Origin of the sequence: Nocardioides sp. (genome assembly GCF_047606145.1) — a bacterium.
GTDB lineage: Bacteria > Actinomycetota > Actinomycetes > Propionibacteriales > Nocardioidaceae > Nocardioides.
Genome location: NZ_JASGET010000154.1, coordinates 21,375 through 35,080, shown reverse-complemented (window position 1 = coordinate 35,080; position 13,706 = coordinate 21,375). Strand labels below are relative to the sequence as shown.

Here is a 13,706-nt window from a genome sequence, read left to right as displayed (position 1 = left end):
GTCGTGTCGGGGTCGATCATCGTGCTCGTCGCCGGTACAGCCGAGACCCGGCCGATCGCATTCGTCGCCGGACGCCGCCGAGTCGCCTGCGGACCGCGCGGATCCGGCGTCGCAGCGGTCCGGTCGGCGCGGGCATGGGCTCGTCGGCGGGTCGACGGGCGGCCTCCAGCACCGCGCGGTCGTGGGCGTCCCGACGCCACCGGCGGGGGTCATCGGGCTTGCGCTCGGCCGGTGGAATCCATCTCGGCCAGTCGTATCGCTGCCGCCACTCGAAGAGTCGGAGGGCCATCGCGCCGGACCGTGCCTCGCTCATCTCCAGGGAACGGGTGAGCGTGGAGATGCGCTCGCCCTTCATGTGCCGCACGAAGTCGGCAAGCGTCAGAGCCGGAGCGAACTCGCGCTCGGTGGCACCCAGGTCCACGGCGTCGCGCAGGTGGGCGATCCGGTCGAGGTAGTGCGGGTCGTCCTTGTTCTCCTCGAAGTCATCGAAGGCGAAGGTGAGCAGAGCGCGGCGGACCCGGTCGCGGTCGACGAACGGCAGCCGAGCGAAGTCCCGCGCGAAGCGGGGGAGCTGGGTGGCCATCGCCTCGTACAGCTCGGCATCGCACGCCCGTGGCGTCATCACGGGTACGACGCGCTCGCCGTCGCGGCGATAGCCCTCGACGGTGCCGTAGGGCAGGTTCGCGAAGATCGCCTCGACGAAGAGCATCGAGTGCGTCGAGGAGGTGAAGTTGTGGCGGATCGCGTCGCCGTCGGTGAGATAGATGCTGCGTGCGTAGTAGAACGGGGTGGGTACCGGTCGACCGGTGGCATGGGCGATCAGTCGCACCAGGCAGTCCTGGGTGTAGCCCCGGCCCCAGTACTCCACGACCGCGAACGGCTCGTCGACATCGATCTCCTGCTGCAGGTAGGCGGTGACCAGATCCCGGTCCTCGCGCGCCTGGCGCTCCAGGTGTCTCCGGAAGGTCGCCGAGGCGGCCAGGGACTCCCGCAGCTCGCGCGACGCCGCCCGGCTGCGTGTCTCGGCGTCGCCGTACTGACGGGTCTCGGGCACCATCGCGTGCAACTCGGCGACGCTGAGGCTCGCGGTCTCGGCAAGCTCCGCGACCGACTGGACCCCGGCGAAGTTGCCGAAGGCGGAGAACGTGTTGGCGTCGATCCCGTCGACCTGGGAGGCCAGCCGCCAGGCCCGGCGGGACCCGTAGATGTAGCGGGTGCGCAGGTTCAACCCGTGCTCGGCGATGAGCGTGTCGGCGATCTCCTTGAGATGGTGGCCGTCGCGGGAGACGAAGTACAGCGTGCGGTAACCGCGGGCGATGGCATCGCCGAGCACCCATTCCAGGTAGGGGACCAGGTACAGCGCGACCCGCGCGTAGACGAACCGCTCGGTGTGGGAGAGATCCAGCTGGACGCGATCCTGGCGGAACAGGCCCGCCAGCAGCCTGCCGTCATAGGTGTCCAGCGCGGTGGCGAGACGACGCTCGTACGGGGTGAACCTCGGCGTGCGGACGCGGCGGGTGTCGATCCCGAGCTCACGCGCTCGGAGGATGTCCGCGTGCGGGTTGTCGCCGACATGGTGCCAGCGACCGTAGTGCCACTCCTCCTGGTCGGCGAAGACCTTCAGATAGAGCTTGCGAGTGCTCTTCTGGGCGTGCTGCTCGTTGGACAGGTAGAGCGGAAGCTCGGCGAGCATCGGGTCGGCCTTGGCGAGCATACGGCGGACGACGTCGATCGGTAGGTACTGGTCGCTGATCAGGACCACGGTGGCGCCGTCGTCCAGCAGATCCCTGATCTGCTGGATCTGCGCGTCGCACGGGATCACATTGTCGAGCTCCGCCTCCAGCTCCCAGCCCTTGAGCAGGGCGATCTGCTCATGGTCGAGCCGATGGAGGTCGGCGAGACGCTCGTAGATCTGATCGAAGGTGATCTCCAGATCGCCGCTGGCCTGGAGGTCGGGGTGCTTGCGACGGCTCTCCCGGACGTTGCTCTCCGCCTCCATCCGCAGCCGGACGAACTCGGCGGTCACATAGGCCGGGAACTTGTCCGGGGACTGCTCCATCATGTGGCGCACGTAGTAGAAGATCCCGTCCGGCTCCACGACCTTGCGGGCGATGACCGTGTCGAAGACGTCGAAGCTGTGGAAGGTGGGCAGACGGTCGTGGGTGGGCTCGAAGTCGAGTGCCCGCTGGACGATGGTCTCGAAGGTCTGGTCATCGGCGTACGCCCAGAAGTAGTCGTGCAGCCGTGCCAAGGTGGCCTCTGGGACACGACAGTCCTCGCCGAGCCGGGTGAGCAGCTCGTCGAAATCGCTGGCGATCGAGCCACAGGAGAGCTCCAGATAGTCGGTGCCGGGCTCGATGACCGCATTCCCGCCGTCGCCGCGCCCGGCGGCATCGAAGTCCAGGTCGAAGACATAACGGATGACCTTGGAGACGCCGGCAGAGAGCAGGTCGTAGAGGATCGAGGAGTAGTCGACGATCGCCAGATCGATCTTGTGAAAGACCTCGTAGATGTCCTCCTCGTTGTCCCAGAACATCAGGTGCGGTTCGTCGCCGTACTCGGCCCGCAACTGCCGGAAGGCGGGGTCCTTCGTCATGTGCGGGTGCATCTTGAGGATCAGCAGGATGTTCTCCCGGCGGAGCGTCTCGATCAGCCGCGGCAGGTCGGGGAACGCCTCGGCGAGGAAGTCGGCGTCGAACTCGCGCCGCGGCGTCGGGGCGTACAGCGCGATCCGGGCATCCGGCGCCAAGCCTCGGCGTGCCGGCAGATCGTGGTCGAAGGTGGACACCTCGCCGTACAGCCGGGTGTAGAGATCTTGTGGGTAACCCGCTCGGATGGCCTGGTCCGGGCCGAATCCGATCTGCTTCGCGAAGTGCCGCTCCATCGCCGGGGAGGTCACCAGGAACAGCTGGCGGTCGTGATAGGCCTGATTGTTGGTGATGTACTTGCGGAAGATGCGCTCCTGGAGGTATCCCTCGTTCATCCCGCGTTCGATGCTCTTGACACCGACGCCGTGCCACAGGTTGAGCAGGACGGCGCCCCGCAACCGAGGCGAGATCACCTCCTTGACCTGGTTCACCACCCAGACGCTGGCGCGGTTCTGCAGCGCCTGGCCCTGCCGTGAGGACGTGACGACGGCGTTGAAGCCCAGCCGGCGGACCTCGGCGACGGTGCCGGCATCGGGAGTGATCCACCAGGCCTCGATGTCCGGCCGGAACCGATTGACGTAGAGGAAGAGCCACTTCGGGTTCCCCGAGAAGGTGTCGGCGCAGTTGAACAGCCAGAGCGCCCTGCTGTGCCTGGTCTCGCCTGCTGCCATCCGTCGGTCACCCAGCTTCCTCTGTCCTCTCGTCGTGCGTGCTCGCGCCGACCCCAGACCCTTGCCCGGGCACCAGCGTGACCCGGCAAAGACCGGCCCTCATGCTAACGGTCGGCCGACGCCGCGGGAGAATGCGCTCCGCTCGGGCCCGACGAGGAGTCACCGTCGGTATCGGGTCCCGGCGGCGGTCGGCCGGGAGCGAGGGTCACGCCTCGACGGCGGGCGCGTCGCCGCGGGGCACGAAGACGGCGTCCACCAGCCGGGCGCTGGCGTGACCGTCTTCGAGGTCGGCGTACTCCGCGCGGAAGCGGGCGCGGTCGGCGGCGTACTCCTCGCTGAGGCGGGGCAGGTCGGCGAGCCAGGCGACCACCTCCGTGGTCGAGGTGGCGAACGGGCCCGGCGCGGTCGGCTCGTAGGCGATCACGCCGCCGCGAGCCTCGTGGTACTTCGCCAGATCCGGGACCAGGAAGATCATCGGCTTGTCGGTGACGCCGTAGTCGAAGCGCAGCGAGGAGTAGTCGAGGACGCCGACGTCCGAGGCCAGGACGAGGTCGTTGACGTCCGGGTAGTCGGTGACGTCGATGATCGAGGCCGACCGGTCCAGTACATCGTCCTTCGCCCGGGAGTGGAAGGCGTGTCCGCGCAGCAGCACCACCACGTTCTCCAACGCCGCGACGACCCGATCCGCCTCGAGGAAGTCGACCCGCTTGGCGGTCATGTCGTCGGCGGACATGTAGTCCCGGAACGTCGGGGCGTAGAGCACCACCGTGGTGTCCTCGTCGATGCCGAGGAGCTCGCGGGTACGACGCCGGACCGCGTTGCCCTCGGGGGTGAGCAGGATGTCGTTGCGCGGGTAGCCGATCTCCAACACCTCGGCAGTGGAGCCGGCCGGCTCCAAGAAGGCGGCCCGCAACAACGGGGTGGCGTAGGAGGCGGGGGAGACGAAGTAGTCCCACTCCCGGGCGCGCCGGTCGAAGCTCTCCACCTGGTGACGGGGAAAGCCGCCCTTGTCCCACCACTCGTGACCCATCACCTTGTACGGGTAGCCGTGCATCGTCTCGATCATCACCTGGCCGGTCGGCTTGGTGAACCAGTCGAGCTGGTGCACGTTGACCAGGTGGTAGCGGGCCTGGGCGAGGGCGCGGTGCCAGGCGGTCGTGCCCTCGACCAGGCCGAGGCCGCCCTCGGGCACCGGGACCGAGTGGTCGGCGACCGACCAGATCAGGCTCAGCTCGGCACCGCGGCGGCGAAGCTCGGTGTGCACGCCCAGCCCGTTGCAGTTGGTCACCTCGCCGTACAGGGACCGGAAGAAGACGCTGTCGTCGGACGCCTCGACCACCCGCGACTGCTCCGCCAGGCGACGCTGGTTGCGCCGCCCCCGCTCGTCGTCGCCCAGCGGCGGTTCCAGCTGGATCGCGAAGGTGGGCGGCGTGGTCGGAGCGATGTGCGTGCGGGCCCGGTGTCGGGTGCCGACATGCTCGGCCGGGAGGTCGGCGAGCAGCTGCGGCGCGACCGTGACGGGCACCCAGTCCGCCTCGTCCGAGGCGCCGTCGGTGAGGCCGATCAGATATCGATCCGTCGGGAGCGCCAGACCCGGCGTGCCCCAGTGCGTCCGGGTCATCGAGAACCTCAGTGTGCTGATCCCCGGCCGCGGACCGGCCTGGACGGTGCCCGGCACGTCACCGACCTTGGAGCGCAGCACCGGCGTCCCGGGAAGCTCCTCGGCGTGGCTCACCGCGACGCTCAGGTCGTCGCCGGTGAGCCGGTAGCCGGTGGCCACCGGAAGCCAGTCGAAGAGCTCGAGCTCGCCGGTGCCGGCGCGGGTGAGGACCCGTGGCGTGGCGTCCCGGTCCGGTACGCCGGGCGAGGCCGCGAGGCCGGCCGGGGCGAGCAGCGGAACGGCCCCGCCGCCGGTCTGGACCCTGACCCGCAGCGGTCGGCGCCGCTCGGTGGTGCTGAGGCCGACGAGCTGCGCGCCGAGACCGGACAGGTCGAGTCGTGCCCGCCAGCCCGACCGGGTGCGGGTCGCGGTGGTCGCGACGAACGGCCGGTCGCGATCGATGTGCGTCAGCTGAACGACGAGCGGGTCGGTTGCCTCGAAGTCGATCTCCAGGGTGTCACCGTCCCATCGGGTCGCGGTGGCCCAGGCCGGCCTGGAGGAGACCCGCAGCGCGAGTGGGTTGACCGCCCCGGCCGCGCGCCGACGGCCGTGGCGGAGCACCATCGCCCGGCCGCCCGGCAGGATACGGCTGTGGGCCACGCCGGCCGATCCGGCGACGGCGGGCTGGTTCAGTGGACCGGTCTCGCTCAGCCCGGCGACGCTCACCCGGAGCTCGAACTGGTAGTCCCCGTCGGGCAGGTCGGAGGTGTCGAGGATCGCCTCGAACCCACTCGGCGTGTAGTCGCTGTACAGGTGCCGTCCGGTGACGTCGGCGCGCGGCTGAGGGTGGGCACTGACGGTCAACGAGCGTCGGAACCGGTCTCCGTCGGTCAGGGTGAGCTCGAGGGTCTGTGGATGCTCGGCCAGGTCGATGCAGTTCAGGTAGGCCCAGCCGTCCAGCCGGAGCAGGTCGTCCTCCCAGGCGACGTGCAGCAGCCGGTGCACCAGATCGATCTCCCGGTCGGCGAGCAGGGTGGCCTCCTCGGCCACCTGGTCGGCGTACGGGAGGACCACGTGGACGCCGTCCTCGCCGACCCGGGTCGGGTAGCGCCGCACGTCGCGACCGTAGTTCTCCAGGATCGCGATCGCGTCCTCGCGCCGGTCGGTGACGATGAGCTCGTAGAGCACCTTGTCCATCGCCGGCACCTCACGCAGGTAGGTGGTGTGGGTGATGCCGTGGGTCAGCTCGCCGATGCCCTCGCGCAGGTGGTTCCAGAAGTCTTGGCCGGCGACGGCGATGTGCCGGACGAAGTACGGCATGTTGTTCGCCAGCAACTGCAGCACCCGGTGGTCGGCGGCCTCGGGGTGGCCGGCCTCGCGCAGTGCGGCCAGTGAGGTGCGCACCGCCTCGTTGTGCTCGGCCAGGTTCGTCACCGTGGCGGCCGCCTGCGAGATGGAGGATCCGTCGCCCCGCACCCGCCAGTGCACTCCGATCGTCGGCAGCACGTCGAAGGCACGGGCCGTGCCGAAGGCCGCCATCGAGACCGGCTGGTCCTCGTAGAGCCGGCCCACCGGGAAGCTCAGTCCGGCAGCATCCCAGAACCGTCGCCGGTAGACCTTGCTCCAGGCGACCGCGTTGACCATGGCGTCGGGGAACTCGGCGAGCGTGACGCCGATGTGTGCTTGTTCGTGGGCGCGTCGGATCCATGGGGCCGCCGGCACCGGCTTGCCGTCCCGCGCAAGGCGGTCGTAGTTGGTGACGGCGAAGTCGGAGCCGGACTCGGCCAGCGACTCGATGGCCGCGCTGAACGCCTGTGGACCGACCGTGTCGTCGGCGTCGACGAAGACCAGGAACTCGCCGACGGCGTGCTCCACGCCGGTGTTGCGGGCCGCGGAGAGCCCGCCGTTGGGTCGGCGCACCACCCGGATCCGCCGGTCCTCCCGAGCGATCTCGGCAGCGATCTCGGCGGAGGCATCGGGTGTCCCGTCGTCGACGACGATGATCTCCAGCTGGAGATAGTGCTGTGCACGCAGCGAGTCCAGGCACTCGGCGATGTACTCCTCGACGCCGTACGCCGGGACGACGACCGAGAGCAGCCCCGGGACGTAGGAACCCCGGCCGGTGGCACGGCGCACCGTGACCTCGGCATTGCGACGCAGGTTGCGCAGGAGTCCGTTGGGCCGCCGCTCGATGCCTCGGGTTGCGCCTCGGAGCAGGCGTTTCGACTCGGCTGAGATCCTGCGCAGACCGCTCAGTCCGCTCATCGGGGGCCGCGCCCGGTGGACCCCGGTCCACCGCCATCACGACGACCGCCTGGCTGGAGCCTCGCGCCGGCGTAGTCAGACATCGCGGCCATCGTAGACGATCGTGCCAGACATAATGTGGTCGCCGTCGGAGCAGAGACGAGGAGCGATGAGCAGCGACGAGATCCATCCGTCAGCGGTCGGGGTCAGCGCCCTTCCGGACGACGCGATCCTGGTGCATCTCGGCCCGTACAAGACCGGAACCACCGCGCTGCAGGCCTCCCTTGCGCAGCATCGCGACGACTTGGCGGCCCACGGGGTCCTCTATCCCGGACCCCGGCGCCATCATCATGAGGAGGTCTGGGCGCTGCGAGGGCGGTCGACCACCGGGCACTCCGAGGTGCCGCTTGCGCGCTGGCACCAGCTCGTCGAGCAGGTGCGCGCACACCGGGGTCGGGTGGTGATCAGCAGCGAGTTCCTGGCCGGCACCGGACGGGAGCACATCGGGAAGCTCGTGGAGGACCTCGGCCGGGACCGGGTCCACGCGGTGATGACGATCCGCAGGCTGATCTCGCTGCTGCCCTCGGACTGGCAGGAGAAGGTCAAGACGCACGGCTTCACTCAGCCGTATCAGGACTGGCTGGCCGAGGTCATCGAGCCGGCCGGAGACACCCGGGCGGCCAGGGACTTCTGGCACCTGTACGGCGTCACGAACCTGATGAGCAGGTGGAAGGGCCTGGTCGGTGCCGACCGGGTCGTCACCATCGTCTCCGACGACACCGACCGCGAGCAGGGACCGCGCACCTTCGAGGCGCTCCTCGGCCTGCCGAACGGCCTGCTGACCCCCGCTGCGGAGGTGACCAAGAACGCCAGCCTGACCGAGGACCGCATCGAACTGCTGCGCCAGGTCAACCTCGCCTTCGAACGACAGGGTTGGAGCGACAGGGAACTGCGGCTGCTGGTGCATCGGGGGCTGCTGACCGGCCTGCGCCAGCCGGTCGCCAGGGAGCTCGGCTCACCGATGCCGGTGCTGCCCGCCTGGGCGTCGCCGCGGCTGGAGCGGCTCAGCGACGAGCGCGCGGATGCGGTGGCGACCTCGGGTACGACGGTCGTCGGTGACCCCGACCGGCTCAGGCTCGACACCGCCGCGACCGCCACCCCGCTCGGCCCGTGGGAACCGCCCGAGGTGATCGGCATCCAGGCCGCCGCCGGTGGCATCGAGGCGACCATCGCCGCCGCGATCCGGCGCGCAAACAAGCCGACCGGACGGGTCCGGCAGGAGACCCGGGAGACACCGTCGGGCGAGCCACTCGACCGAGCACCTGCGTCGGCGCTCATCCGCGAGGTCGCCCGGCGCGGCCGGCGCCGGCTGGGGCGGGTGGTGCGACCGGGCCGAGCCTGACTCGGCTCGGCCGTGCACCGGACTCCTACCGACCGGCGGCGTCCATCTTGTCGGTGACCTCGCCGGCGACCCGGGCACGTTCCGCGGCGACGGCCTTGCGTCGCTCGCGCCGCACCAGTCGACGGCGTCGGTGGCTGCTGATCTCCCAGCACTCGTCGTAGTAGGCGGTGAGCTCGGCGGCGGCCTGGGCCAGCGCCGCCCGTCCGGCGGCGAGAGCGGCGGCATCGGGGACTCCGACAAGATCGCCGTAGGTCTGGTAGACGCTCCGGGTCAGTGCCTCCGCACGGGGGACCACCTCCATCTCGGACCAGTCGGCGGCCGAGCGGAGGAGCGAGGGATCGACCAGGCCGGCCGCGGAGGCGATCTGGTCGGGTGTCGCCGAGGTGACGAGGTCGAGGCCGAGCGCGGTCCCGGCGTCGGTGAGCGCGGTCTGCCAATCGGTCAGCAGGTCGGCGTACCGCACCACGGCGTGCGGGATGTCGCGAGCGTGTTCCTCGACCCCGAGCATCATGTTGACCCAGCCGAGCGCCCGCACGCTCGGCGTGGTGCGGGTCCCGTAGGCGAGCTCGCGAGACCTGAGCACCTCGGCCGGGTCGCGCAGCAGGGTCACCACGTAGGTCTGCGCGCCCAGGTCCTCGCCCACCCGGCGATAGAGGTCGAGAAACCAGCCGATCCGTGGGTCCTTGACCACCACCCGCGGGCTCTCGGCCAACTGCGCGCCGAGCCACTCGCGCAATTCGGCGTACACGGGCTTTCGCTCGCCCACCGACGTCGCGCGCTGCCACGCCTCCGGGCGGCTGTCGTCGACGGCGATCGCGGCCTTCTCCAGCAGCGTGTTGTGGAAGTCGACGGCCCACCGGGGCTCGCTGAAGCCGCGCGGGTTGGTCCGGCCGGCGGAGACCTCCGGCTTCGGCACGTGGTAGCCGAGCCTGCTCAGCAGACCGGTGAACAGGCTCGTGCCGCTGCGACCCGGGCCGGCGACGAGCACGACGTGGGGGGCGTGTTGCATGGGCAAACCCTGACACACGTTCCCGTGTCGCATGAGGTTCGTCCGTCGGCCGGTTGGTCGCGGGACCTCCGCTGGGGCAGGTGAACATCCGAGGACGCCGAGGTGAGCGGACCCCGACCCCGAGCGGAGCGTTCGATGGCGACTCGGTGAAGCCTGGCGCCGGGACCCCTTCGCGGTCGGAATCGCTGCCATGATCGGCCCATGACCGCCTCCGTCATCACTCGGGCTCGCGTTCCGGAGGGCCTCTCGCACCTGCGCGACCTGATGTCGGCGTACGCCGCTCGGACATCGGTGCGCACCGTGGCCGCACTCGGCAATGCGCCACTGGCGCCCAGCGAGGAGCGCGCGGACGCGATCGACGCCGCCGATCTGGTGATCCGGGTGAACAGCTTCGTGCTCGACGAGCCGGAGACCCCGCGGGCACAGGGCAAGCGCGCCGACGTGGTGGTGTGGAACCGGATCACCCGGCCGACGCGGCACACCTTCGACAGGTACCGCGACCGGCTCTACCTGTTGGCCGAGCCGATGCGCGCCCACGGCAATCCGGAGATGTGGCCGGCCTCCTGGCCGGCGGACCTCGGCATGGTGCCGTTGCCGAATCGGGACGTGCTGGCCCCGATCGGGGAGTCACTCGGCGTGCCGTGGCGCGAGGAGCGGCTCGCCCCGACCACCGGTCTGACGGCCGCCTGGCTGGCGGTGACGCTGTTCCCCGAGGCCGAGGTGCTGCTCTCCGGCTACTCCTTCGTCGACAACCCGACCCAGACCGGCTGGACCTACCAGGGCGGCGGCTGGTCTCCGGTCGCCCGTGAGCACCGGATCGAGGCGGAGGCACAGCTGGTGCGCTCCTGGCTCGCCGAGGGGCGGGCCACGCTGTGGCGCTGAGCGCGGTCAAGGCCAGAGTGCGCGAGCGCGTGCGACGCCTGGCCGGTCGCCAGGAGCTGGTCGACCGACTCGACCGCCAGTTGGCGCGGATCGAGGAGCACGAGCGTGAGCTGGCGCGGATCGGTCCGCAGCTGGCCGCCTTGGAGGAGCGGGTGGAGAGCCTGCGGGAGCGGGTCGAGGGCGTGCCGGTGGTCGCGCCGCGGCCGGACGGCTCGGCGGACGCGCTCGACCAGGTCGAGGCGCGCAGCCTGTGGGACGAGCTGCAGCGTCAGCGGGAGCAGGTCCGTGCCCGGATCAGCGCCGCGGCGCGATTCGAGGAGAGGCTGCGGCAGATCGAGGAGAGTCTCGGAAGCTGAGGGATTTCCGGTCAGCCGGCCTTCTGCGCCACGTGGGCGTTGAGCGCGGCGAGATCGGGCCGGGCGTCGAGGAGGTCGACCAGGCCGGCGGCGTCGAGCCGCAGGGCGTCGTGCTCCTCGATCAGGAGGCGCAGCAGGCGGAGGTCGTCGGCGACGTCGAGGGTGAGCCGGTACGCCGAGGCGTCCCGGTGCCACGGCAGGTTGAGCTTGGGCCGGTCCGGGTCGTCGTAGAGCCAACCGGTGACGTGCTCGCGATGGGCGGGCTCGGTCGCCGCCGCGTCCGCCTCGAGCAGTGCCGCCGCGGAGAAGACCTCGAAGTCCAGGCCGCGGGGATAGGTCCGACTCAGGGTGTTGCTGGCGTACAGCTCGGGGTCCCCCACCCGCAGGTACGCCTCCACGCCGGCCCGCACCACCGCACCGTCGATCAGCGGGCAGTCCGAGGTCACCCGGACCACCGTGTGCGGCCGGTGCTCCCGGACGGCCAGCCCGTAGCGTCCGAGCACGTCGTCCTCGCTGCCGCGCACCACGACGACCCGGCAGCGCTCGGCGACCGAGACGATCGGGTCGTCGGTGCGGTGGGTGGTGGTGGCCACCACCACCGGCAGGCCGGAGGCGGCCAGCCGGGAGAGGTGATGCTCCAGCATCGTCGCGCCGGCCGCCGGCCGGAGCACCTTGCCGGGGAGCCGGGTGCTGGTCATCCGGGCCTGGGTCACGATCAGCACGCCTGGGTCGGGAGCGCTCACACGATCCCCCTCAGCGTCTCGCAGACCAGGTCGACCTGGTCGTCGCGCAGGTCCGGATACAGCGGCAGGGAGAGCTCCTCGGCGTAGAACGCCTCCGCGCGCGGGCACAGCCCTCGGCGGTAGCCGAGATCGGCGTACGCCGGATGCCAGTAGACCGGCAGGTAGTTGACCTGTACGCCGATCCCGCCGGCGCGCATCCGCTCGTAGACCTCGCGCCGGCGGCCGTCTCGGATCCGCACCGGGAACAGATGCCAGGCCGGGTCCACCCCCGGTCGCTGCACCGGCAACACGACGCCGTCGACTCCGGCCAGTGCCTCCCGATAGCGCGCCACCAGCTCACGCCGTCTCGCGGTGAACCGCGCCAGCCGACCCAGCTGGGCCAGGCCGAGCGCACAGCCGAGGTCGCTGAGCCGATAGTTGACCCCGAACTCGTGCACCTCCTGGTGCCATCCGCCCTCGGTCCCGATCTCGAACCGGGACGGGTCGCGCACCAGCCCGATGTTGCCGAACTCCCGTCCGCGACGCGCCAGCTCGGGGTCGGCGAAGAGCACCGCACCGCCCTCGGCGGTGGTCATGTTCTTGGTGGGGAAGAACGAGCAGGTGGTCAGATCGGCCAGCGCGCCGACCGGCCGGCCGCGGTAGCTGCCGCCGATCGAGTGCGCGGCGTCGGCGAGCAGCAGCGCTCCGCATCGCGCGGCGATCGGTGCCAGCGCGTCGTAGTCCGCCGGATGACCGGCGTAGTCCACGGCGGCGATCACGGCGGTGCGGCCCGAGGTCACGGACGCGACCGCGGCCGGGTCGATCAGCGCGGTGTCCTCCTCGACATCGGCGAAGATCACCCGGGCGCCGTGGCGCGACGCCGTCGACGCGGTGGCCACGAAGGTCATCGGGGTGGTGACCACCTCGTCGCCCGGGCCGACGCCCGCGGCGGCGTAGGCGAGGTCGAGGGCCGCCGTACCACTGGTCGTGCTCACGCACCGCAACCCGCCGGCCAGCGCGCCGAGGGCCTCCTCGAAGGCGCTCACCGCCGGCCCCGTGGTCAGCCAGTCGCTGCGCAGCACGGCGACGACCGCCTCGATGTCCTCCTCGTCGATGGACTGGCGTCCGTAGGGCAGCATCGCCGGTCACAGCCCGGCGTCGATGATCGCGGCGATCTGGTCCTGGGTGTACCACTCCTCGTTGGTGTTGGAGCGGTAGCTGAAGTCGTCCGGCACCGGCTTCCCGTCGGCGGGCGGCTGGTACCCCCAGGTGGCCAGGTCGGGCTGGATCACGAAGTACCTCCCGTCCCGGACGACGACCGCGCGGCGGCCCTCCTCCGGGCTGATCATCTCCTCGTGCAGCTTCTCGCCGGGGCGCAGCGAGATGTCGTGCATCGGCGCCCCGGGGGCGATCGCCTGCGCCAGGTCGGTGACCTTCATCGACGGGATCCGCGGCACGAACAGCTCCCCGCCCTGCATCATGTCGAAGGCGTCGACCACCATCTGCACGGCCTGGGGCAGGGTGATGAAGAACCTGGTGCAGCGCAGGTCGGTGATCGGCAGCGACCTGCCCTGCTCGGCGAGCCTGGCGAAGAACGGGATCACCGAGCCGCGGCTGCCCATCACGTTGCCGTAGCGCACCACCGCGAACCGGGTCTGGTAGGCGGCGGCGTAGTGGTTGCCGGTGACGAAGAGCTTGTCGGCGGTCAGCTTGGTCGCGCCGTACAGGTTGATCGGGCTCGACGCCTTGTCGGTGGAGAGCGCCACCACCTTCTTCACGCCCGCGTCGATCGCCGCCTCCACCACGTTCTGCGAGCCGATCACGTTCGTCTTCACGAACTCCCACGGGTTGTACTCGGCGGTGTCGACCTGCTTGAGCGCGGCGGCATGCACCACGTAGTCGACGTGGTGCATCGCGCGCAGCAGCCGCTCCCGGTCGCGGACGTCGCCGAGGAACCAGCGCAGCCGCGGGTCGTCGTCGAAGAGGTGCCGCACCTCGTACTGCTTCAGCTCGTCGCGGGAGAAGACGACCAGGCGCTTCGGGTCCAGCCGGTCCAACGCGTAGCGGATGAACGCCTTGCCGAACGACCCGGTGCCGCCGGTGACCAGGATGCTGGCACCGCTCAGGAGGGGGTCCGGGACCAGTGCAGAGGCCGTCACGATCGTCGATGTT

Annotated in this window: 9 protein-coding genes; 3 read left to right on the top strand and 6 right to left on the bottom strand. The window is 70.6% G+C overall.

Annotated elements, in window-relative coordinates; translation table 11 throughout:
• Nucleotides 1–16: 16 nt before the first annotated feature.
• Both QM638_RS21115 and QM638_RS21110 read right to left on the bottom strand, forming a co-directional pair.
• Nucleotides 17–3,319 carry a CDP-glycerol glycerophosphotransferase family protein gene (locus tag QM638_RS21115; protein WP_415145313.1) on the bottom strand — a complete coding sequence of 1,101 codons (3,303 nt, stop codon included), beginning with the start codon at nucleotides 3,317–3,319 and terminating at the stop codon, nucleotides 17–19.
• 205 nt (nucleotides 3,320–3,524) lie between these two features.
• Complete coding sequence (locus tag QM638_RS21110) at nucleotides 3,525–7,184, bottom strand: CDP-glycerol glycerophosphotransferase family protein (protein WP_415145311.1); 3,660 nt, start codon at nucleotides 7,182–7,184, stop codon at nucleotides 3,525–3,527.
• Nucleotides 7,185–7,332: 148 nt separating this feature from the next.
• On the opposite strand from QM638_RS21110, the gene QM638_RS21105 reads away from it, so the two are divergent.
• A complete protein-coding gene (locus QM638_RS21105; protein WP_415145310.1) occupies nucleotides 7,333–8,565 on the top strand; it encodes a hypothetical protein in 1,233 nt (410 codons plus the stop codon).
• 25 nt (nucleotides 8,566–8,590) lie between these two features.
• Here QM638_RS21105 and QM638_RS21100 read toward each other — a convergent pair whose 3' ends face one another.
• Nucleotides 8,591–9,574, bottom strand: a complete 984-nt coding sequence (locus tag QM638_RS21100; protein WP_415145308.1) for a sulfotransferase family protein — start codon at nucleotides 9,572–9,574, stop codon at nucleotides 8,591–8,593.
• Between the two features lie 201 nt (nucleotides 9,575–9,775).
• Between QM638_RS21100 and QM638_RS21095 the strand changes: the two genes are divergently transcribed.
• Together QM638_RS21095 and QM638_RS21090 are read left to right on the top strand one after the other, a co-directional pair.
• Nucleotides 9,776–10,456 (top strand): hypothetical protein, encoded by a 681-nt coding sequence (locus tag QM638_RS21095; protein WP_415145306.1) that lies wholly within the window; start codon nucleotides 9,776–9,778, stop codon nucleotides 10,454–10,456.
• Nucleotides 10,457–10,485: 29 nt separating this feature from the next.
• On the top strand, nucleotides 10,486–10,812 hold the full coding sequence (locus QM638_RS21090; protein ID WP_415145304.1) for a hypothetical protein: 327 nt from the start codon (nucleotides 10,486–10,488) through the stop codon (nucleotides 10,810–10,812).
• An 11-nt stretch (nucleotides 10,813–10,823) separates the two neighbouring features.
• Here the strand turns inward: QM638_RS21090 and QM638_RS21085 are convergent, their stop codons facing one another.
• The 3 genes from QM638_RS21085 to pseB are packed head-to-tail and all read right to left on the bottom strand — an operon-like array spanning nucleotide 10,824 to nucleotide 13,693.
• Nucleotides 10,824–11,555: a cytidylyltransferase domain-containing protein gene (locus QM638_RS21085; protein WP_415145302.1), complete on the bottom strand. Its 732-nt coding sequence runs from the start codon at nucleotides 11,553–11,555 to the stop codon at nucleotides 10,824–10,826.
• The gene (locus tag QM638_RS21080) at nucleotides 11,552–12,673 is read right to left on the bottom strand and encodes a DegT/DnrJ/EryC1/StrS family aminotransferase (protein WP_415145300.1); all 1,122 of its coding nucleotides are present in this window, start codon (nucleotides 12,671–12,673) and stop codon (nucleotides 11,552–11,554) included. Before QM638_RS21080 ends, QM638_RS21085 begins: the two co-directional genes overlap by 4 nt.
• A gap of 6 nt (nucleotides 12,674–12,679) precedes the next feature.
• Nucleotides 12,680–13,693 (bottom strand): UDP-N-acetylglucosamine 4,6-dehydratase (inverting), encoded by a 1,014-nt coding sequence (gene pseB / locus QM638_RS21075; protein ID WP_415145298.1) that lies wholly within the window; start codon nucleotides 13,691–13,693, stop codon nucleotides 12,680–12,682.
• Nucleotides 13,694–13,706: the final 13 nt, after the last annotated feature.